The sequence below is a fragment of the Micromonospora sp. HB375 genome, assembly GCF_017872985.1.
GTDB classification, from domain to species: Bacteria; Actinomycetota; Actinomycetes; order Mycobacteriales; family Micromonosporaceae; genus Micromonospora; species Micromonospora chalcea.
Genome location: NZ_JAGGJO010000001.1, coordinates 1,060,537 through 1,081,460, shown reverse-complemented (window position 1 = coordinate 1,081,460; position 20,924 = coordinate 1,060,537). Strand labels below are relative to the sequence as shown.

20 protein-coding genes are annotated in these 20,924 nt (G+C 74.3%); 12 read left to right on the top strand and 8 right to left on the bottom strand.

Annotated elements, in window-relative coordinates:
• Positions 1–16: 16 nt before the first annotated feature.
• Positions 17–709 carry a response regulator transcription factor gene (locus tag J3R08_RS05255; protein ID WP_222948720.1) on the bottom strand — a complete coding sequence of 231 codons (693 nt, stop codon included), beginning with the start codon at positions 707–709 and terminating at the stop codon, positions 17–19.
• Entirely contained in the window at positions 685–1,920 is a 1,236-nt protein-coding gene (locus J3R08_RS05250; RefSeq protein WP_069087538.1) for a sensor histidine kinase, read from the bottom strand. Before J3R08_RS05250 ends, J3R08_RS05255 begins: the two co-directional genes overlap by 25 nt.
• A 132-nt stretch (positions 1,921–2,052) precedes the next feature.
• Here J3R08_RS05250 and J3R08_RS05245 point away from each other — a divergent pair, with 132 nt between their 5' ends.
• The 10 genes from J3R08_RS05245 (at position 2,053) to J3R08_RS05200 (ending at position 11,788) form a co-directional block, all read left to right on the top strand.
• Positions 2,053–2,952 carry an ABC transporter ATP-binding protein gene (locus J3R08_RS05245; RefSeq protein WP_064446907.1) on the top strand — a complete coding sequence of 300 codons (900 nt, stop codon included), beginning with the start codon at positions 2,053–2,055 and terminating at the stop codon, positions 2,950–2,952.
• Positions 2,949–3,734: a hypothetical protein gene (locus tag J3R08_RS05240; RefSeq protein WP_069087540.1), complete on the top strand. Its 786-nt coding sequence runs from the start codon at positions 2,949–2,951 to the stop codon at positions 3,732–3,734. The genes J3R08_RS05245 and J3R08_RS05240 overlap by 4 nt, the downstream gene beginning before the upstream one ends.
• Before the next feature lie 2 nt (positions 3,735–3,736).
• Positions 3,737–4,441: a hypothetical protein gene (locus J3R08_RS05235; protein ID WP_209964008.1), complete on the top strand. Its 705-nt coding sequence runs from the start codon at positions 3,737–3,739 to the stop codon at positions 4,439–4,441.
• A 154-nt stretch (positions 4,442–4,595) separates the two neighbouring features.
• Complete coding sequence (locus J3R08_RS05230; RefSeq protein ID WP_205795783.1) at positions 4,596–5,402, top strand: CDP-alcohol phosphatidyltransferase family protein; 807 nt, start codon at positions 4,596–4,598, stop codon at positions 5,400–5,402.
• Positions 5,399–7,168, top strand: a complete 1,770-nt coding sequence (locus J3R08_RS05225) for a sulfatase (RefSeq protein ID WP_209960216.1) — start codon at positions 5,399–5,401, stop codon at positions 7,166–7,168. Before J3R08_RS05230 ends, J3R08_RS05225 begins: the two co-directional genes overlap by 4 nt.
• A 13-nt stretch (positions 7,169–7,181) precedes the next feature.
• Entirely contained in the window at positions 7,182–7,925 is a 744-nt protein-coding gene (locus J3R08_RS05220) for an FkbM family methyltransferase (RefSeq protein ID WP_064446905.1), read from the top strand.
• Positions 7,926–7,962: 37 nt separating this feature from the next.
• Positions 7,963–8,502, top strand: coding sequence for a DUF1697 domain-containing protein (locus tag J3R08_RS05215; RefSeq protein WP_043326260.1), 540 nt, complete (start codon positions 7,963–7,965; stop codon positions 8,500–8,502).
• Positions 8,503–8,544: 42 nt separating this feature from the next.
• The gene (locus tag J3R08_RS05210) at positions 8,545–9,726 is read left to right on the top strand and encodes an endonuclease (RefSeq protein ID WP_209960214.1); all 1,182 of its coding nucleotides are present in this window, start codon (positions 8,545–8,547) and stop codon (positions 9,724–9,726) included.
• Positions 9,727–9,841: 115 nt separating this feature from the next.
• Positions 9,842–10,696 carry an aldo/keto reductase gene (locus tag J3R08_RS05205; protein WP_209964006.1) on the top strand — a complete coding sequence of 285 codons (855 nt, stop codon included), beginning with the start codon at positions 9,842–9,844 and terminating at the stop codon, positions 10,694–10,696.
• Positions 10,697–10,804: 108 nt separating this feature from the next.
• The gene (locus J3R08_RS05200) at positions 10,805–11,788 is read left to right on the top strand and encodes an aldo/keto reductase (protein ID WP_166455619.1); all 984 of its coding nucleotides are present in this window, start codon (positions 10,805–10,807) and stop codon (positions 11,786–11,788) included.
• Between the two features lie 63 nt (positions 11,789–11,851).
• Here the strand turns inward: J3R08_RS05200 and J3R08_RS05195 are convergent, their stop codons facing one another.
• A complete protein-coding gene (locus J3R08_RS05195; protein ID WP_209960212.1) occupies positions 11,852–13,393 on the bottom strand; it encodes a collagen binding domain-containing protein in 1,542 nt (513 codons plus the stop codon).
• 352 nt (positions 13,394–13,745) lie between these two features.
• On the opposite strand from J3R08_RS05195, the gene J3R08_RS05190 reads away from it, so the two are divergent.
• Positions 13,746–14,759: an ATP-binding cassette domain-containing protein gene (locus tag J3R08_RS05190; RefSeq protein WP_064446900.1), complete on the top strand. Its 1,014-nt coding sequence runs from the start codon at positions 13,746–13,748 to the stop codon at positions 14,757–14,759.
• Positions 14,756–15,610, top strand: a complete 855-nt coding sequence (locus J3R08_RS05185; protein ID WP_043326269.1) for an ABC transporter permease — start codon at positions 14,756–14,758, stop codon at positions 15,608–15,610. The genes J3R08_RS05190 and J3R08_RS05185 overlap by 4 nt, the downstream gene beginning before the upstream one ends.
• A 51-nt stretch (positions 15,611–15,661) precedes the next feature.
• Here J3R08_RS05185 and J3R08_RS05180 read toward each other — a convergent pair whose 3' ends face one another.
• From J3R08_RS05180 to J3R08_RS05160, 5 genes are all read right to left on the bottom strand, one after another.
• The gene (locus J3R08_RS05180; RefSeq protein ID WP_209960210.1) at positions 15,662–18,871 is read right to left on the bottom strand and encodes an AAA family ATPase; all 3,210 of its coding nucleotides are present in this window, start codon (positions 18,869–18,871) and stop codon (positions 15,662–15,664) included.
• A 43-nt stretch (positions 18,872–18,914) separates the two neighbouring features.
• A complete protein-coding gene (locus tag J3R08_RS05175; protein WP_030501892.1) occupies positions 18,915–19,322 on the bottom strand; it encodes a hypothetical protein in 408 nt (135 codons plus the stop codon).
• Positions 19,319–19,579, bottom strand: coding sequence for a hypothetical protein (locus J3R08_RS05170; protein WP_030501893.1), 261 nt, complete (start codon positions 19,577–19,579; stop codon positions 19,319–19,321). The genes J3R08_RS05175 and J3R08_RS05170 overlap by 4 nt, the downstream gene beginning before the upstream one ends.
• 13 nt (positions 19,580–19,592) lie before the next feature.
• Positions 19,593–20,306, bottom strand: coding sequence for a hypothetical protein (locus J3R08_RS05165; RefSeq protein ID WP_064446897.1), 714 nt, complete (start codon positions 20,304–20,306; stop codon positions 19,593–19,595).
• Positions 20,307–20,444: 138 nt separating this feature from the next.
• Positions 20,445–20,831, bottom strand: coding sequence for a globin (locus tag J3R08_RS05160; RefSeq protein WP_280841868.1), 387 nt, complete (start codon positions 20,829–20,831; stop codon positions 20,445–20,447).
• Positions 20,832–20,924: the final 93 nt, after the last annotated feature.

Sequence of the window (20,924 nt, the reverse complement as noted above, 5' to 3'; positions counted from 1 at the left end):
TGAGAGTGTCTATGCCTCAGACCAGGCCGGCGTCCTGGACCAGCAGGGCCACCTGCACACGGTTGTTCAGGTCGAGCTTCGTCAGCAGCCGCGACACGTACGCCTTCACCGTCGCCACGCTCATGAACAACTCGGCGGAGATCTCCGCGTTGGTGCGGCCCCGGCCGAGCAGCACCGCGACCTCCCGTTCCCGTTCGGAGAGCCCGTCGAGCAGCCGTACCGCCCGTTCCCGCTTCGGGTCCGGGCCGGGCGCCGGCGCGGCGCCGGTGACGTGCGCGATGAGTTTGCGGGTCACCGCCGGGGACAGCGTCGCCTCCCCCGCCGCGACCCGGCGTACCGCCGCCACGATCTCGGCCGGCGGGGTGTCCTTGAGCAGGAAGCCGCTCGCCCCGGCCCGCAGCGCCCGCAGCACCTGCTCGTCCGCGTCGAACGTGGTGAGCACCAGCACCTCGGGCGGTTCCGCTGTGGCACGCAGCGCCTCGGTGGCGGCCAGGCCGTCGACCCGGGGCATGCGGATGTCCATCAGCACCACGTCCGGGGCGTGGGCGGCGACGGCCTGGGGCACCTCGGCGCCGTCGGTGGCCTCGCCGACCACCGCGAGGTCGGGTACGCCGCCGAGGATCATCGACAGCGCGCCGCGGACCAGCGGGTCGTCGTCGACGATCAGCACCCGTACCGGGGCGCTCACTGCGCCGCCCAGGGCAGCCAGGCGGTCAGCCGGAACGTGCCGTCGGCGTCCCGCCCGTGTTCCAGGCGGCCACCGGCGAGCGTGACCCGCTCGGCGATGCCGACCAGGCCGGTGCCGGTGCCCGGGATCGCGGTGGCCGGGCTGCCCACCGGCCACGGGTTGCTGATCTCCACCACCAGCCCGTCACCCGGGCCACCGGCCAGCCGGACGGTCACCACCGCGCCGGGCGCGTGCTTGCGGGCGTTTGTCAGCCCCTCCTGCACGATCCGGTACGCGCTGCGCCCGATCGCCGCGGGCACCGCCTCCGGCTCGGTCACCTCGTCGACGACGGCGACCCGTACCCCGGCGTCGCGGCTCTCGGCGACCAGCGCGGGCACGTCGGCCAGCGTGGGCTGCGGCCGTTCGGGCGTGGCCTCGGAGCCGACCTCGGCCCGCAGCACGCCGATCACCTCGCGCAGGTCCTGGAGCGCGGCGTGCGCGCTGGCCCGGATCACCCCGGCCGCCCGCGCCACCTCCTCCGGCGGCGCGTCCGGCCGGAACTCCAGCGCGCCCGCGTGCAGGCTGAGCAGGGAGATCCGGTGGGCGAGCACGTCGTGCATCTCCCGGGCGATCCGGCCGCGTTCGAGCTGCCGGGCCTGGTCGAGCCGGAGCTGCTGCTCGGCCTCGGCCCGCTCGGCGCGGTCGCGCAGGGACAGCACCAGCTGGCGGCGGGCCCGGACGAACAGCGCCCACGCCACCACCACGCCGATGAACAGCGCGGTCCAGATCACCGAACCCCAGAACGGCATCGTCGGGTCGGGCCGGACGGCGAGGTAGACCGGCAGGCTGAGCACGTTCCAGGCCGCCAGGGCCAGGCCCACCGGCAGTGGCCGGTGCACCAGCACGGTGAACGTGATGACGAGCAACGCGACGCCGGAGGTGACCGAGAAGAACACCAGCGGCGCGGTGGCCAGTGCCAGCCCGACCGGCCAGCGCCGGCGCAGCCAGAGCGCCCCGCTGATCCACAGGCCGATCAGCAGGTCGACCTCCTCCAGCCAGGCCGGACCGGCGTTGAGCCCGAACTCCGGGCTCGCGCTGGTGACGTCGCCGTGGGCGATGAGCACCCAGAGCAGCGAGGCCACGAACAGCGCGCCGTCGACGAACCAGTCCCGCGGGGTCCGCCGGGCGGTCCGGGCGGGCACCAGGGAGCCCGGCAGGAGCCAGGGATGATCGGGTACGACGGCGCTGCTCACCCACCCATGCTAGGAAGCCGTCCGGACCGGCTACCAGCTACCAAAGTCGACGACTGCGGTGAACCGAGGTCGACGGCGACGCCGACCGCCGGCCGCAGCGCGTGACCGGGTGGCCCCGGCAGGCTCGACGGCATGATCGAAGTCGACCAGCTCACCAAGCGGTACGGCCCGCACACCGCCGTCGCGGACGTCACGTTCCGGTGCGAACCGGGCACAGTGACCGGTTTCCTCGGGCCGAACGGCGCCGGGAAGTCCACCACGATGCGGATGATCTGCGGGATGACGCCGCCCACAGCGGGCGGCGCCACGGTCGCCGGCCGCCCCTACCGCGACCTGCCCAATCCGGGGCGGGAGATCGGCGTGCTGCTCGACGCCTCGGCGCAGCACGCCGGACGCACCGGACGGGAGGCGCTCACGCTCGCCGCCCGCACCATGGGCGTGGACCGGGCGCGGGTGGCGGCGGCACTGGACCGGGTCGGGCTGAACGAGACCGCCGCCCGGCGCCGCGTCGGGGCGTACTCCCTGGGCATGCGGCAGCGGCTCGGCCTGGCGCTGGCGCTGCTGGGTGACCCCCGGGTGCTGATCCTGGACGAGCCGGCCAACGGCCTCGACCCGGAGGGGATCTTCTGGATGCGCGGCCTGCTGCGCGACTTCGCCGACCGGGGCGGCACGGTGCTGCTCTCCTCGCACCTGCTGCGCGAGGTGGAGGCGGTGGCCGACCGGCTGGTGGTGATCGGCGGGGGCCGGGTGGTCGCCCAGGGCGGCAAGGACGAGCTGCTGGCCGGCGCCGGCACGCTGGTGCGCGCCCGCGACGCGCACGCCCTGCGCCTGACGCTGGAGCGGGCCGCGCTGCCCGCCACGGCCGGCACCGACGGCGGCTACGTGGTCCGGGCCGAGCCGGGTCAGGTCGGCCAGGCCGCGGCGGACGCCGGACTGGTCCTCACCGAGCTGCGCCCGGCCGGCAGCGGCGGCCTCGAACAGCTCTTCCTCACCCTCACCGCCGGCGCGTCGACCAAGGAGGCCGTCCGATGACCACCGCCACCCGTACCCCAGCGCCGCCGCGTCCCGAGGCCGCCGTCGCCGGACCGACGCTGGCCCGGCTGACCGCCGTCGAACTGCGCAAGCTCGCCGACACCCGGGCCGGACGGTGGCTGCTGATCACGATCGGGCTGATCGCGGCCGTGATCGTGGTGGTGCAGCTCTTCGTCGTCGAGGCGCCGGACCAGACGTTCACCGCCTTCTTCACCCCGTCGCTGCTGCCGGTCGGCCTGCTGCTGCCGGTGCTCGGCATCCTCTCCATCACCGGCGAGTGGTCGCAGCGCACCGCGCTCACCACGTTCGCGCTGGTGCCCCGCCGGGAACGGGTGATCGTCGCCAAGCTCGCCGCCGTGGTGCTGGCCGCGCTCGCGTCGGTGCTGGTCAGCCTCGCGGTCGCCGCGGTCGGCACGCTCGCCGCCGGCGCCACCGGCGGGGCGGGCGCCTGGACGTTCGACTGGCAACTGCTGCCGCACGCGGCCGTGTTCCAGGTGGTGAACGTGCTGATGGGCGCCGCGTTCGGGCTGCTGCTGCTGAACACGCCGCTGGCGATCGTCACCTATCTGCTGCTGCCCACGGTGTGGAGCCTGCTCGCCGCGATGATCTCCGCGCTGCGGGAGCCGGCCCGCTGGCTCGACACGTCGTACACGATGGAGCCGCTGCTCGGCGCCGAGATGACCGGCGGGCAGTGGGGCCGGCTCGGCGTCTCGCTCGCCGTCTGGGTGCTCCTGCCGCTGGTCGCCGGTCTGGTCCGCACGCTGCGCCGGGAGGTGTCGTGACCATGGTGGCCCGGCACACCGGCGAGGACGTCGTGGTCGACGGCGGGCGCGGCGAGCTGGTGCTGTTCTGGGCGGGGTTCCCGCTGCTCGGGGCGGCGCTGGGCGCCGGGCTGACCGCGCTGTCCGGCTGGATCGCCGGGCTGCCCTGGTTCCCGTTCCAGGGCCTGTTCGAGCTGCTCGACAGGTGGCCGGACGAGCGGGCGTACCCGATCGGGGCCGGGCTGGGCCTGCTCGGCGGCCTGGCCCTGGCGGTGGTGGCGGTGCGCGACCGGCTGACCGTCACGGTCGGGCACCGCACGGTACGGCTGCACCGCGACGGGCACGGCCGGGACGTGGCCCGCGCCGACGTCGCCGGGGTGTTCGTCGACGGTGCGGCGCTGGTGCTGCTGGACACCGCCGGTGGCGAGCTGGCCCGGGAGAAGTCCGACCTGGACGCCGAGCGGCTGCGGGAGGCGTTCACCAGGCAGGGCTGGCCGTGGACCGGGCAGGACCCGCACCGGGACGCGTACCGCAGGTGGGTCGAAGGGCTGCCCGACCTGCCGCCGGGCGCGGACGCCCTGCTGCGCGCCCGGCAGCGGGCGCTCGACGGCGGCCACGACGCCGAGACCCGGGAGCTGCACGGGGAGCTGGCCCGGCTCGGCGTCGTGGTCCGCGACGAGGGCAAACGGCAGTACTGGCGGCTGGTCCCCGGATCGCCGCCGCGCTGACGGCCTCCGCTCCGGCGCCTGATCCCGCGCGGCGCCCGCCGCGACGCCGGTGGACGTGACAAGTCACATCGCTGGCGCGTTTCCGGCATCAGAACGAACTGTTCGGGCATGTTCTCCGTACACAGGTGTGGTACGTGACGTCTACCTCGGAGGCATGGTGTCCGCAGTTCGAACTGATCCATTCGCGGGGGCGATACTCCAGGTCGGCGTACTGGCGGCCCTGGCCGGCACGGTCGGCCTGAGCGCGTACGGCTGGCTGGCCGGTCTGCTCTTCGGGGTGGTCATGGTCGCGGCGCTCGGATACGGGCTGCGCCGCTCGGGCGCGGACCGGCTCGGCCCGGCCGACTGGGTGACGCTCACCCGGGCCACGCTCGCCGGCGGGGTGGCTGCGTTGACAGTCGAGGCGTTCCGCGGGCCGATCGCGGTGCCGGTGCTGGTCGCGCTGGCCGCCGTGGCGCTCTCCCTGGACTGGGTCGACGGGCAGGTGGCCCGGCGCACCGGCACGACCAGCGCGCTCGGCGCCCGGTTCGACATGGAGGTCGACTCCTTCCTCGTCCTGGTCCTCTGCGGGTACGTCGCCGACCAGGTGGGCGCATGGGTGCTGGTGATCGGCGCGATGCGGTACGTCTTCGTCGCCGCCGGCTGGGTGCTGCCGTGGATGCGCGGCTCGCTGCCGCCGCGCTACTGGCGCAAGGTGGTCGCCGCCACGCAGGGCATCGCGCTGACGGTGGTGGCGGCCGGTGTGCTGCCCCGGCCGCTGGCCCTCGCGGTGGTGCTCGGCGCGCTCGCGCTGCTGGTCGAGTCGTTCGGACGCGACGTCGGCTGGCTGTGGCGGCACCGCGTACGGCCGGCGCTCCCGGCGGCGCCGGTCTCCCCCGCGCCGGCGGGCCACGGGTCCGAGTGGACGCCGGGCACGCGGATCGTGCGCCAGCCCGTCGAGGTCGGCGGGCGGCGCCGGTGACCGACCTGTCCCGGCCGGCCGACGGCGACGACGTCCCGGCCGGCGCCACGTCCACGGAAGACAGCACGCCGGACAGCGCCGGCGCCTCGGCCGAGAGCGGCGACCGCACCCCGAACGACAGGGAGACGAGCGACCCGGGCAACGACGCGGTCGGCGCGTGGAGCGCCCGGCGGCTGCTCGGCGCGGCGGTCACCGCGCTGGCCGGAGCGCTCGTGTTGGTGGCCCTGGTCGCGCCGAGCGAGGTCAAACTGCTGTCCCTCGGGGCGTTGCTCCGCATCCCGGTGGAAGGGCTGCTCGCCGTCGCCCTGCTGCTGGTCCTGCCGGCCCGCCCGCGCCGCGTGGTGGCCACGCTGCTCGGCGCGCTGCTCGGCCTGATCCTGGTGCTCAAGGTCACCGATCTCGGGTTCTCGATGGTGCTCGACCGGCGCTTCGACCTGATCGCCGACTGGACGTTCCTCGGCGCGGGCGCGGAGTTCCTGTCCGAGTCGTACGGCGGGGCCGCCGAGGTGGGCGCGCTCGCCCTGGCCGTGGTCGCGGCGCTCGCCGTACCGGTGCTGGTGACGCTCTCGGCGCGGCGGCTGGCCCGCGCCGCGGCGGCCCACCGCCGGGTGACCACGCGCGCCGTCACCGCGCTCGCCGCCGCCTGGGTGGTCTGCGCCGTGCTCGGCGCGCAGATCGTGCCCGGCCTCCCGGTCGCCGCGGACACCGTCGCCGCCGACGTCTTCGACCGTGCCCGGCAGGTGCGGGCGGGCCTGAACGACAAGGAGACGCTGAACACGCAACTCGCCGGCGACCCGTTCCGGGACGTGCCGGGTGAGCGGATGCTCACCGCGCTGCGCGGCAAGGACGTCCTGTTCACGTTCGTGGAGAGCTACGGCCGGGTCGCGCTGGAGGATCCGGAACTGGCCCCGGAGGTGGACGCCGTCCTCGACGAGGGGACCCGGCAGTTGCGCGCGGCCGGTTACGGCAGCCGCAGCGCGTTCCTCACCTCGTCCACCATCGGCGGTGGAAGCTGGCTCGCGCACGCCACGCTGATGAGCGGCATCCGCACCGACAACCAGTTGCGCTACACCAACCTGGTACGCAGCGACCACCTGACCCTCAACGGCGCGTTCAAGCGCGCCGGCTGGCGGACCGCGCTCGTCATGCCGGCGCTGAACCGGGCGTGGCCGGAGGCGGCATTCTTCGAACCCGACACGCTGTACGGGGCAAAGGAACTCGGCTACAAGGGGCCGCTGTTCAGCTTTTCCTCGCCACCGGACCAGTACACGCTGGCGGAGTTCCAACGCCGCGAGCGCGGCCCCGGGCGCACGCCCGTGATGGCCGAGATCCCGCTGCTCTCCAGCCACCTGCCGTGGACGCCGGTCCCGCCCCTCGTCGGCTGGAACGACATCGGCGACGGCTCCGTCTACAAGGGAACGGCGCGCGCCGACCGCTCGGCGGAGGGCACCCGGGAGGCGTACCGGCAGGCCGTCGTGTACTCGCTGCGCACGCTCATCTCCTACGTGCAGCGGTACGGTGACGAGAACCTGGTGCTGGTGTTCCTCGGCGACCATCAGCCCGCCCGCACGATCACCGGCGACGACGCCGGCAAGGACGTGCCGATCACCGTCGTCGCGAAGGACCCGGCAGTGCTCGACCGCATCGCCGGATGGGGCTGGCAGGACGGGCTCAACCCGGACCCGCAGGCCCCGGTCTGGCCGATGGAGTCGTTCCGGGACCGCTTCCTGCGGGCGTTCGGACCGCAGTCCACCACTCACAGTTAGGGATGTCGTGACGATGCTCGCGCGGGCCTGGGGGATCACCCGTTCCCTGGCCGTCTACCACGGTCAGCCGGCCAAGCACCGGCGTGCCCGGCAGCTCTACGGGCAGTTCCTCTCCCCCGGCGACCTCGCCTTCGACATCGGCGCCCACGTCGGCGGCCGGGTGCGCACCTGGCGGCGGCTGGGCGCGCGCGTGGTCGCGGTGGAGCCGCAGCCCGACTGTCTGCGGGTGCTGCGCCTGGGGTTCGGGCGGGACGCCGACGTGGTGATCGAGCCGACGGCGGTCGGTGCGCGGTCCGGGAGCGCGCGGCTGGAGCTGTCGTCGGCGACGCCGACGGTGTCCACCATGTCGTCGTCCTGGATCGAGTCGGTCACCGCCGATCCGAGCTTCGCCGGGGTCCGCTGGGACCGGTCGGTCGAGGTGCCGGTGGTGACGCTCGACGACCTGGTGGCGCGGCACGGCGTACCGGCGTTCTGCAAGGTCGACGTCGAGGGCTTCGAGGTCGACGTGCTGTCCGGGCTCAGCCACCCGGTGCGCGGGCTGTCCTTCGAGTACCTGCCACCGGCGCACGACGCCGCGCTCGCGTCGCTGGACCTCGTGGAACAGCTGGGCGCGTACCGCTACAACTACTCGCCGGTGGAGACCATGCGGTTCGCGAGCGAGAGCTGGCTGGACGCGGCCGGGCTGGTGCGGCTGCTGGAGACGTACCGTCCCGGCGGTCGCTCCGGCGACGTCTACGCCCGGCTGTCGGACTCCTGACGTAGGGTCGGCCCCGAGCACGAGCCGAGGAGGGCCGATGGCCAGGTACGCCGCTCTGCTGCGGGCCGTCAACGTCGGGGTCAACAAGCTGGCCATGGCCGACCTGCGCCGCGTGGTCACCGACCTCGGTCACACCGACGTCAAGACCTACCTGCAGAGCGGCAACGTGGTCTTCACCAGCCCGCCGGCCCGGCCGGAGACGCTGGCCGAGGGCATCGCGAACCGGCTCGGCGACGAACTGGGCCTGCGGGTGCCGGTGCTGGTCCGCGACGGGGACGAGCTGGCCGCGGTGGCCGCCGCGAGCCCGTACGCGGGCCGGCAGGACGACCACACGCGGGTGCTCGTGGTGTTCCTGTCGGCCGCGCCCGCCGCCGCGCGGGTGCGCGAGCTGGCCGTGCCGCCGGGCGAGACGATGGAGTACGAGGTGATCGGCCGGGAAGCGCACCTGCACTTCCCGGCCGGCGGCTACGGACGGACGAAGTTCACCGCCGCGTACCTGGAGAAGAAGCTGGGTGTGGTGGCGACGGCCCGCAACTGGCGGTCGGTGCTGGCGCTGCGCGACCTCACCGCCGCCTGAGCCTCTCCTCAAACCGGCCCGCAGCACCTAGCATTGCTGCTCATGAATATGAAGCGCGTCACCCGCTCGCGATCCGGGCGGATGTTCGCGGCGGTCGTGCTCGCCGTCGCGGTCGCGATCCCGCTCGGCGTGACCGGCGCCGCCTCGGCCGCGACCACACTGACCGTGGCGCAGGCCCTCGCCGCGCAGGACGGCCGGACCGCCACGGTGACCGGCTACGTCATCGGCCAGCCCACCGCCACCAACACGGTGCTCAGGTCCGGCTTCACCGCCGACACCGCCATCGCCATCGCCGACCAGGCCGGCGAGACCGGCACCTCCCGGATGCTGTACGTGCAGGTCACGGCCGCCTGGCGGAGCACCTTCGGGCTGCTCGGCAACCCGTCACTGCGCGGGCGGCAGGTGACCGCGACCGGCGCGCTGACCGCGTACTTCAGTCATGGCGGGCTGAAGAACCCGAGCGCGATGAGCCTCGGCGGCGGCGCCACGCCGAGCCCTTCCCCGACCCCGACCCCGACCCCGGCGCCGACCGGCACGCCCGACGCCTACTACGCGGCCGCGGCCGGCAAGACCGGGCCGGCGCTGCGCACCGCGCTGCACGGCATCATCCGGGTGCAGACGAAGCTCAGCTACGACCAGGTGTGGGACGCGCTCAAGGACACCGACCAGGACCCGGCCAACCCGGCGAACGTGATCCTGCTCTACAGCGGACGCTCGCAGAGCAAGACCAGCAACGGCGGCGGTGCGAACGACTGGAACCGGGAGCACGTCTGGGCCAAGTCGCACGGCGACTTCGGCACCGCCACCGGCCCCGGCACCGACGTGCACCACCTGCGGCCGGAGGACGTGTCGGTCAACTCGCTGCGCGGCAACAAGGACTTCGACGCCGGCGGCGGCGCGGTCGCCGAGGCGCCCGGCTGCTACACCGACGCCGACTCGTTCGAGCCGCGCGACGCGGTGAAGGGCGACGTGGCCCGGATGATCCTGTACATGGCGATCCGGTACGAGGGCGGCGACGGCTGGCCGGACCTGGAACCGAACGACTCGGTGTCGAACGGCTCCGCGCCCCGGCTCGGGCGGCTGTCGAAGCTGCTGGCCTGGAACGACCAGGACCCGCCGGACGCCTTCGAGCAGCGACGCAACCAGCGGATCTACGAACGCTGGCAGGGCAACCGCAACCCGTTCGTCGACCACCCGGAGTGGGCCCGGTCGATCTGGAGTTGACGCTCGTCCCCGATGTGAGGAAGCGTGGCGAGCGGGTAGAGACATCCGGTTGGCACGGCCGGGGCGGGCGGCACGGACGCGCCCCGGCACCGCACGATCGGAGATGAGACTCTTCATGGCCCCCAACAGCGTTCCGGACATCGCGCTCAACGACGGAAACTCCATCCCACAGCTCGGCTTCGGCGTGTTCCAGATCGAACCGAAGGACACCGCCCGGGCGGTCGGCACCGCGCTGGAGATCGGCTACCGGCACATCGACACCGCCCAGATGTACGGCAACGAGGCCGAGGTGGGTCAGGCGCTGCGCGCCTCCGGGCTGGACCGCGGCGAGGTCTTCGTGACCAGCAAGCTGAACAACGGCTTCCACCGCCCGGACGACGCCCGCAAGGCGTTCGAGCAGACGCTGCGGGAACTCAAGTTCGACTACCTCGACCTGTTCCTGATCCACTGGCCGCTGCCCACCCGCTACGACGGCGACTTCGTCTCCACCTGGAAGGTGCTGGAGGAGCTGCGTGACGCGGGCACGGTCCGGTCGATCGGCGTGTCCAACTTCCAGGTCGCGCACCTGGAGCGGCTGGCCGCCGAGGCGGACGTGGTGCCGGCGGTCAACCAGATCGAGGCGCACCCCTACCTCGGCAACGAGGAGGTGCGGGCGTACGACAAGGCGCACGGCATCCTCACCGAGGCGTGGTCGCCGATCGCGCAGGGCGCGGTGCTCGACGACCCGACGGTCGTCGACGTGGCCGAGCAGGTCGGCCGGAGCCCGGCCCAGGTGGTGCTGCGCTGGCACGTGCAGCGCGGCGACATCGTCTTCCCGAAGTCGACCACCCCGAAGCGGATCGAGGAGAACTTCGCGATCTTCGACTTCACGCTCGACGACACCGCGATGGAGCGGCTCACCTCGCTGGACCGGGGCGAGGACGGCCGGACGGGCCCGAACCCGGACGAGTTCGACTACATCCCGAGCTGAACCGCCGCACACCGAAGGGCCCCGGGGAACCGGGGCCCTTCGACGTTTGACTTCGCGCGCACTCGAAGGGGCAGGGTGACCGGCAAAGCTCCGACGGGGAGGAAATCCATGCGCTACCGCACCATCGGCACCGACCCTGCGACGCGCCGCAAGGTCAGCGTGCTCAGCCTCGGCGCGATGCTCTTCGGCACCGCCACCGACGAGGCCACCTCGTTCGCCATCCTCGACCGCTACGTGGAGGCCGGCGGCACGTTCATCGACACCTCGGACAACTATGCCTTCTGGCAGAACGGGGGCCAGGGTGGCGAGAGCGAGGAACTGCTCGGCCGCTGGCGGCGCAGCCGCGGGGTCGGCGACGAGGTGGTCATCGCCACGAAGCTCGGTGCCCGGCCACTCGCCCCGGGCACCAGCTACGTGGACAACCCCGAAGGGCTGTCGGCGAAGGTGATCCGCGAGTCCGCCGAACGCAGCCGGGAGCGGCTCGGGCTCGACCGCATCGACCTGCTCTACGCCCACATCGAGGACCACACGGTTGCGCTGCGGGAGACCGTGGAGGGCTTTGCCGAGCTGGTCGCGGAGGGCACCGTCGGGCTGCTGGGCGCCAGCAACCACCGCGCCTGGCGGGTGGAGCGGGCGCGGGCGCTCGCCGCCGCGGCCGGGTTGCCCGGGTACGAGGTGCTGCAGTACCACCGCAGCTACCTGCCCCGGCGGCTCGACGTGCCGAGCGAGCTGGACCGGGACGGCGACGTCGGCTGGGTCGGCCCGGACCTGCTCAGCTACCTGCGGGCCGAGCCGCAACTCACGCTGGTCGCGTACTCACCGCTGCTCAAGGGCGCGTACGTCCGGCCGGAACGGCTCGGCGAGGAGTACGCGGTGCCCGCCACCCCGGCCCGGCTGGAGGCGTTGCGGGCGGTGGCCGCCGAGACCGGGGCCACCGTCAACCAGGTGGTGCTGGCCTGGCTGATGGGCGGCGACATCCCGTCGATCCCGCTCGTCGGCTTCTCCTCGGTGGCGCAGCTGGAGGAGAGCCTGGGCGCTGTCGACCTGGAGCTGACCGCCGAGCAGCGGACCCGGCTGGACTCGGCGCGCTGACCGGCGCCGGGCCGGGTGGCTCACACGCCACCCGGCCCGTGCCGATCGACCGGATCGTGTCGCTCAGGCGGCCGGGTACCGGTCGACAGCGACGTCCAGCCGCAGGGTGCCGGTGCCCGGCAGGGTCACCTCGGTGGCGTCGGCGGGGCGGGCCGCGCCGTCGTACCAGCCGGCGTAGCTGACGAACGGCGGCGTCCACAGCCACGCCACGATGACCGGCTGGGGGCCGAGCACGCGCAGCGCGTACTCGCCGTCGCGGTCTGACGTCCGGCCGATGACCTCACGGGTACGCGCGTTGCGCACCGTCAGCTCGGCGACCACCGGGCGGCCCTCCGGATCGACGAGCCGGCCGGTGACCAGGACGCCTCGCCGCACGGCGAGGTCGTAGACGGTGGTGGCGCCGGCCCGGACCGTGACCGGCACGGCCTTGCCCCGCAGGGCGAACCCGCCGGACCACTGGGGGGCGTTGTCGGCGGTGGTGAACAGCAGCGGCCACCCGTACGGGCCGAGCCAGTCGATCCGGTAGCGGCCCTGCGCGTCCAGTTCCACTCCCCAATCCGGGAAGTCGCCCGTCTCGGGCGCGAGCGTCACGGTGCCGGAGGTCGCCGGCTTGCCGGTGGCCGCGCTGGTCACGGTGCCGGTGACGACACCGGCGCGGTCGAGCCGGATCGGCGGCACGGTGACCGTCTGCCCGGCCCGGAGCGCGACCGCCCGGGCCTGCTTCGCGTCACCGGTGCCGCCGGTCGCGCCGACCCACTGCGCGCCGTACGCCGATCCGCCGGCGGGGCGGACGAACAGGTTCCAGGAGCCGGCCGTGATCAGGCCGACGCGGACGTTCCCGGAGGCGTCGGAGCAGTACCGTCCCGGGTTGGCGGGCAGCTCGCCGGTGCCGGCGGGCGCCGGCGTCACACAGGCCCCGGCGACTGGCGCGCCGGTCGCCGCGTCGACCACCCGGGAGACCACGTTCGCGGCCGGGGTCAGGACGACCACGGCGGTGCCGCTGCCGTCGGCCAGGACGTTCACCGTGGCGTAGCGGGGCAGGTGGGTGTCGTCCCGGGTGTAGACCCACACCTCCTGCGGGCCGGGGATCAGCGGCGGGACGGTCACCCGGGTGTCGCCGCACGGATTGCGCCGGGGGTCGAGGAACACGCACACCCCGTCGACCGCGGCGCCGGTGACCGCGTCGCGCGCCCGCAGGGTCGACCCGCTGGGCGTGACCAGGCGCTCGGAGACCTCCGTCGTGTCCCCCGCGGACACCCGGACCGTTCCGGCCTGCGCCCAGCTGGTCCGGCCCGGCACCCATTGCCGGAGCACCTCGTCGTCCTGGCCGTCGCTGTACACCGGGGTGATGGCGATCTTGTAGTCGCCGGCCGGCACCTCCACGCTGAGCTGCCCGGACTCATCCAGCGGCAGCAGGTCCTTGTCGTAGCTGCTGTCGGCTGCGGTCACGGCGACGTTACCGGCGGCCGGGCTGCCGTCGGGGCTGGTGACGGTCAGATGGAGCACGCCTGCCGGATCCGCCGCCGCACCGGCGGCGGTGGGTGCGGCGGTGACGGCCAGGGCCGCCACGGCGAGTGCGCCGAGCACTCTTCGGACGATGGACACGGTGGACCCCTCTCGGTTTCAATGCGCTCAAGAGGCGTCCGCGTCACCACAACCAGGGCACGCCCCCCGTGCGTCGGATGCCGGCGCAGCATATGGCAGAAGATCGATCGCGCACTGTCCGCGACCGGTCATCCGGCGGACTGCTGCGGGAACGGTCATAACCGCGCCTTTCTCCCGTACCGGCCGCCGTCGGCCGGGAATCGCCACCGCCAGATCGGATCTGGCGGACCGTCTGGCGCCGAAGGGGTGAGGCCGGCACAACACCACAGCTCCCCGGCCTCGTTGAAACAGGCGATCGGTCCGGCGGCACGCCGTACGCCTGTCGAGACACCGACGAGAGAGGTAGCAATCCATGAGTAACCGGAACACCGGCCTGGCCGTCGAGGCCGAGGGCCTGGTCCGGTCCTTCGGTACGACGCGGGCGCTCGACGGGCTGGACCTGCGGGTCCCCGCCGGCACCGTGTACGGGGTGCTGGGCCCCAACGGCGCCGGCAAGACCACAGCCGTACGGGTGCTGGCGACGCTGCTGCGCCCGGACGGCGGCACCGCCCGGGTCTTCGGCCACGACGTCGTGCGCGACGCCGACGCGGTCCGCTCCCGGGTGAGCCTGACCGGCCAGTACGCCTCGCTGGACGAGGACCTGACCGGTGCGGAGAACCTGATCCTGCTGGCGCGGCTGCTCGGGTTGAGCCGGGCCGGCGCCCGGGACCGCGCCGACCAGCTGCTCGCCGCCTTCGGGCTGACCGAGGCCGCCGGGCGGCAGGTGAAGAAGTACTCCGGCGGGATGCGGCGGCGCATCGACATCGCCGCGAGCATCCTCAACACCCCGGATCTGCTGTTCCTGGACGAGCCGACCACCGGGCTGGACCCGCGCAGCCGCAACCAGGTGTGGGCGATCGTGCGGGCGGTGGTGGCGTACGGCACCACAGTGCTGCTGACCACGCAGTACCTGGACGAGGCGGACCAGCTCGCCGGGCGGATCGCGGTGGTCGACCACGGCCGGGTGATCGCGGAGGGCACCCCGGGCGAGTTGAAGTCGTCGGTCGGATCCGGCAGCGTCCACATCCGGCTGCGCGATCCGGGGCAGCGGCCCCAGGCCGAGAAGGTGCTGCGGGCGGCGCTGGGCGTACCGGTGCAGCTCGACACGGACCCGGTGGCGCTGACCGCCCGGGTCGGCGAGGACGGCACCGACCTGGAGGCGAGCGCGCAGGCCGCCCGCGCGCTCGGTGAGCTGGCCGGCGCCGGCATCGTGGTGGACGACTTCTCCCTCGGCCAGCCCAGCCTGGACGAGGTCTTCCTGGCCCTGACCGACCACCCGGCCGTCCCGGCGGACGAGCGGGACGACGAGCTGGAGGCGGCGCGATGAGCGACACCGCGATCACCACCGGGCGCGCGCCGTCCGTCTACGTCCCGTCCGCCGAGGCGCTCGCCACGGTGCTCGCCCCGGCGGAACGGCCGGCCCGGCCGAGTCCGCTCGCCGCGTCGCTGACGTTCGGCTGGCGGGCCCTGCTGAAGATCAAGCACGTGCCGGAGCAGCTGTTCGACGTGACCGCGTTCCCGATCATCATGGTGCTGATGTTCACGTACCTGTTCGGTGGCGCGCTCGCCGACAGCCCGCGTGCGTACCTGCAGTTCTTCCTGCCCGGCATCATGGTCACGAGCGTCGTGATGATCACCATGTACACCGGGGTCGGGCTGAACAACGACATCGAGAAGGGTGTCTTCGACCGGATCCGTACGCTGCCGGTCTGGCGGCCGGCCGCGCTGGTCGGGATGATCTTCGGGGACGTGCTGCGCTACGTGCTCGCCGCGGTGGTCATCCTCTCGGTCGGGCTGGTGCTCGGCTTCCGCCCCGACGGCGGGCTGCTCGGGGTGCTGGCCGGGATCGGGCTGCTCGTGGTCTTCTCGTTCGCGTTCTCCTGGGTGTGGACGTTCTTCGGCCTGGTGCTGCGCAGCGAGAAGTCGGTGATGGGGGTCAGCATGATGGTGCTGTTCCCGCTGACGTTCCTCAGCAACGTGTTCGTGGAACCGTCCACCATGCCCGGTTGGCTGCAGGCGTTCGTCAAGGTCAACCCGATCACCCACCTGGTCGGCGCGGTCCGCGCGGCGATGGCCGGCTCGATGGACGGCCCGAACACGATGTGGTTGCTGCTCTGGAGCGCCGGTTTCGTGGTCGTCTTCGGCACGCTGACCATGTACCGCTACAACCGCCACTGACCGCCCGCCGGGGTGGCGGGACCCGAACCCGCCACCCCGGCGTACGGCAGGTCAGAGCCGCCAGGACACCGGTTCGGGCGGCAGGTAGCGGCAGGCGCCGCCGGTGGTGACGGACTCACGCAGATGGGCGGCGAGCGCCGGATGCCGCTGGTCGATGCGGCGCAGCGTGTCCCGGATCCGCCCGGTCACCGCCTTGCGTGCCCGTTCGGCCTGGTCACCGAGGCGGCGGCTGCGCCCGGCCAGCCCGGCGGCGGTCCGCAGCTGGTCGAGCAGCGCGGCGCGCTCGGCGTCCAGCGCGGACAGCCGCCGCTCGTCGTGGCGTACGGCGGCCCGGTCGATCTCGTCGTCGAGCCGCCGCAGATGCCGGCGGTAGCGGGCCTTCGCCTCGTCGTCCAGCACCGGGTCGGCGCCGAGGCGGCGGGCCGCGACAAGTTCCGGGCCGGCGGCCGGGTCGAGCAGCTCGACGGCGGGCACGTCGGTGCCGGGCCGGCTCAACAGCAGCCGCAGGTCGTGCAGCCCTTTGGCGTCGGGTAGGTGCACCACCACACCGCCGTACCCGAGGCGCCACACCGGCCCGTCCGGGCGGAACTCCGGCGGAGCGGACACCGCCGGGCGGACAGCGGCCAGCGGAGAGACCACCACCGCCGGAGGGTCCACCCGGGCGGCGGCCAGCCGGCCGGGCACCTGTCTCATGCCCAGCGCCCGCGCCTCGGCCGCCGTCGCGGCGCGCAGCCGCCGCGCCTCGGCCGCGTCGCCCGGCCCGTCGCGCCCGGTCAGCGCGGCCACCAGCCCGGCCCGGGCCAGCACCGACCACGGGCGGGCGCCCAGCCGGTCGGCGGCGTCCCGGGCCGCCGTGTAACCGGCGACCGCGTCGTCCCACCGGCCGTCGGCCGCGTCCACCGCGGCCAGCCACAGGTCGACCGGGCCGGCGATGTCGCAGCCGAACAGCGCGGCCATCCACCGTCCCCGGTGCGGCGCCAGCGCCGCCCGCGTCTCGGCGCACCGGCCCGGGTCGCCGTCCACTGCCGCCGCCTGGGCCCGCAGCCGCAGCCACAGCGGCGACACCGACCGGGGGTACGTGGCGCCGGCGGCCTCGATCCCGGCGGTGAGCCCGCGTACGGCGGCCGGGTCGCCGCGTTCGGCGGCGGTGATCGCCCGGAGCAGCTCGGCCTGCGGGTGGCCGGCGCCCACCTTGTCGAGCAGGGCCTCGGCCTCGGCGACGCGGCCGTAGAGAAGCAGCACCGACCAGCGGATGTGGTACGTCATGAAGGCGTGGTCGGAGTGTTCCGGCTCGGGGTGCCTCTCCACCTCGGCGAAGCACTCCTCGGCGGTGGCGAGGTCGCCCCGGAACGCGGCGATGATGCCGCTGTCCATGGTGGCCGCCATCCGCTGCCGGGGCACCTCGCCCTGCCGGGCGCCGGCCACGAACGAGGCCAGCTCCCGGCGGTATCCCGGGTCGCCCAGTTCCAGCAGCGCGACCCAGCGCAGCGCGGTGGCCCACAGCTCGGTCTCCCGGTCGCCGCCGCGGCGGGCCACCTCCCGGATCTCGGCGGTCACCTGGGCTCGCTCCTCGGCGGTCCCGAGCCCCCAGGTGGTGTCGTGGCGGGCCCACAGGCTGAACGTGAGCGCCTCGTCGTCGCTGCCGTGCCTCGCGAGCGTCTCGGTGGCGGTGATCAGGTCGGTGACCAGGCTGCGCACGGACCGCTGCGGATCCGGCTCGCCGATCAACCGCCGGTACGCCTCGCGGACCAGGTCGTCGGCGTCGAGCCGGCGGCGGGTGGCCGAGTGCCGCCGGTGCGCGGTGAGCGCCACCCGGGTGAGCACGCCGGGGTCGTCGGCCTGCCGGGCCAGCGCGGCGGCCTCGGTCAGCAGCCGCTCGACCTCGTCGGCCGGGCCGATGTGGTGCAGCAGCCCGGCCAGTTCCAGCAGCAGCCGGACCCGCGGGACGGGCTCACCGGGAAGATCGAGCGCCCGCCGGTAGTGCCGGACCGACTCGTCCACGGCGAGCCGGCCGGCCGCGTCCCGCGCGGCTGTGACCAGCAGGTCACCGGCGCGTACCGGGTCCAGCTCGGTGCCGGCCAGCCACGCGTGCCGGGCCAGGTGGGCGGGGCTGAGCGCGCCGGCGAGCGCGTCGGACCTGTCCACGGCGCGGACGACGCCCGCGTGCCGGGCCCGCCGCGCGTCCGCGGCGAGCCCGTCGTAGAGCGTCTCGCGGACCAGGTCGTGCACGAAGACGAACCGCCCGCCGCCCCGGGGCAGCACCAGCCGGGCCGCGGCGGCGCGGCCGAGCATGCGGTCGACCTGGGCGACCGGAGCGGGTACGCAGGCCGCCACCGTCCCCCTGTCGAACTCGTGGCCGAGCACCGCGGCGACGGTGAGCGCCTCGACGACCGGGGCGGTCAACTGGTCGAGCCGGCGGCGCACCACCTCCCGGACGCCGGGCGCGATGGTGTCGGTGAGGCCGTCGGTGTGCCAGAGCCGGGCGGTCTGCTCGACGAAGAACGGGTTCCCGCCGGTGCGCCGGTGCACCTCGGCGACCAGATCGGCGCCCGGCTCGCGGCCGGCGGTGCGGGTCATCAGGGCGGCCACGTCGTCCCGGCCGAGGCCGGTGAGCGTGACCGTGGTGGCCTTCGCGCTCAGCGGCACCAGCAACGGGCGCAGCGGATGCTCGCCGGACTCGACCTCGGCGTCCCGGTAGGTGCCGACGAACAGCAGCCGCTCGAACCAGGTGTGCCGGGTGACGAACTGGAGCAGCCGGACCGACGCCGGGTCGGCCCAGTGCAGGTCGTCGAGGACCACCACGACCGGCCGGTGCTGCGCGACGGCGACGAGCGCCGCGGTCACCGCGTCGTGCCTGTCGAACTCGGCCCGGCCGCCGTCCCCCGCCTCGTCGCCGTCGTCCCCCGCTTCGTCGCCCTCTCCGGCGGGGCGCTCGCCGAGCAGCGCGGCCAGCCCGGCGTCGACCGCTTCGCGGGCGCCGGACGGGTCGTCGGCGAAGCGGGCCAGCCGGCGCAGCACCTGGACCCAGGGCCAGTAGTCGGGGGCGGTGTCGGAGTCCCAGCACGCGGCGCCGAGCACGAGCGCGCCGCTTCGGCGGGCCTCGTCGGCGGCGGCCGAGACCAGTGTGGTCTTGCCGATGCCCGGCTCGCCGGTGACCAGGGCGAGGCCGCCGTGGCCCGCGGTCAGCCGGGCCACCTCGGCGCGCAACAGCGCCGCGGGGTGTTCCCGCCCGATGATCTGCTCGCCGAACCGCGGCTCCATGACCTCCCGACGCTAGTCGAGGGGTCCGACAAGACGACAGCGATCAGGTCCGCGCGTCGGTCACCACGTGCGCGCACGCCGGGCACGCCGACGGCCCCTGCTCGGCGAACCACCGGCAGGTACGCCGGATGGCGCACTTCGGCAGCGCCTCCTCGGCGGGCGGGGCGGTCTCGGCGTACGAGGCGGCCATCCGCGCGCCCAGCCCGCAGTGCGAGCCGGTCCAGAAGCCGCAGGACGAGGTGACGCACGGACCGGCGAGCCGGACCCGTGCCTCGACCGGCTCGTCGGAGTCGCCGAGCCCGGCGAGCGCCACCTCGGCCGGTACGGCCGGGGTCACGTAGGCCACCCGGCCCGCCGGAGTGATCATGCCCAGGAACACCGTGGCGTTCGACGCCGGGGTGCTCGGGCACATCCGCTCCGGCGCGCCGGCCGGCCGGGCGGCGTCGGTCACCGCTGGATCCAGAACCCGATGTCGTTGATCTTCTGCCCGAGGTCCTGGGCGAACGGGCCGTCGATGACCCAGAGCCCGTACCACTCGGGGCGCAGCTTGATGTTGCCGTGGCCGACGGTCAGCGGGTTGGTCAGTTTCGCGTCGGCGGTACGCAGGGCGGCCAGGCCGGCCTTCTGGATCTCCGCGGCGATCAGCGTCTGCTGCTCGGCGCTCAGGTCGACACCGTCGACCACGAAGCGGAACTCGTTGCGGGCCATGTGCTTCCTCCGGTCACTCGTACGATTCGGTGCCCAGCCCGCGACGCAGGCTGGTTCGGGTGAAGGCCGCCCAGCCGGCGTGCGAGGCGGCGTCGGTGCGTTGCCCGGCGCGGGCGAGCACCCGGGCGGCGTGTTCCGCCCAGCGGCCGGGGGTGGCCGCGGCGTCGCCCCACAGTTCGCGGCAGGCCGCGACCGCGAAGGCGACCTGCTCCGGCGCGCCGGTGAACCCGGCCGGTCCGTCGGCGACCCGGATCGTGCCGTCCGGCCGGACCCGCACGTCCGGGAAGTGGTGGTGCAGGCTGGCCAGCGTGGCCAGGTGGGTGGCGTCGCGCCGGCCGGCGGCGAACCCGGCGTGCAGCTCGTCGTCGCGGCGGTGCCGGATCGCGTGCAGCACCAGCGCGTCGCCGGCCGGCTCGACCCGGGCGACCACGTGCACCGGCGTACTCCAGGCCGGCGGCGAGTTCGCCGACCAGAAGGCGAGCCAGGCGGCGAGCCGGGCGTGGAAGTCGGTCTGGACGCCGACCGCGGGCGCGGAGCCGTCGGGCGCGCGCAGCGCGGCGGTGGCGATGCGGTCCCGGGCGATCAGCGGTGTCGCGGGACGGGCGGGAGCCGCCGCGGCGGCGGCTCCGGTGGAGGCGACGGCCAGGCCGGTCACTGTGACCGCCGAGGCTGCCGCCGCGCCGGCGAGCAGTCGCCGGCGGTCGAGCGGGTGTCCGTTGTCGTTCATCGTCGGCCCTTCGTCGACGGCAGTGGCCCGACGTTATCGACCGGAAGCGATCAGAAAAACACCCCGCGTGACGGGAGGTTGACAGGAAAACCGGGGATTCCCGGCGGCGTGAACGACCTTTCCTGTGCTGGTGGGCGATCAGGCGCGCAGCAGTCCGGCGACGGCCCGCTGGGCGTCCACGAGCGCGGTCGGCGGCAGGTCGAGCGTCCAGAGCGCGGCGGCCAGGTAGTCCAGGACGCGCCAGCGCTGCTCCTCGCTCAACGGCGGTCGCCGCGCGCCGCCGAGGACCGGCCCGCCGTCCGGGCCGGCGCCGCCGGGGCTGCGCCACACACCGCCGAGCGCCGCGTCCAGCCGGTCGGTGAGCAGCGCCGCGAGCCGGCGGCGGTCGACCCCGATCAGGTACGGGGCCAGTTCCGCGTCCGCCGCGATCAGCCGCAGCCAGCGGTGCACCGCCTCGCGTACGGCGACCGGGCCGAGCCGGTCGCGCGGCTCGCGGGGACAGGTCACCAGCTCCGTGGTCCGCACGACAAGGGGTACGGATGATCGAGCCCGGTCAGTTCACCGCGACACTTGATATCGATGGATACCAATCTATAGGCTGGCGGCGTTCCGCTCACC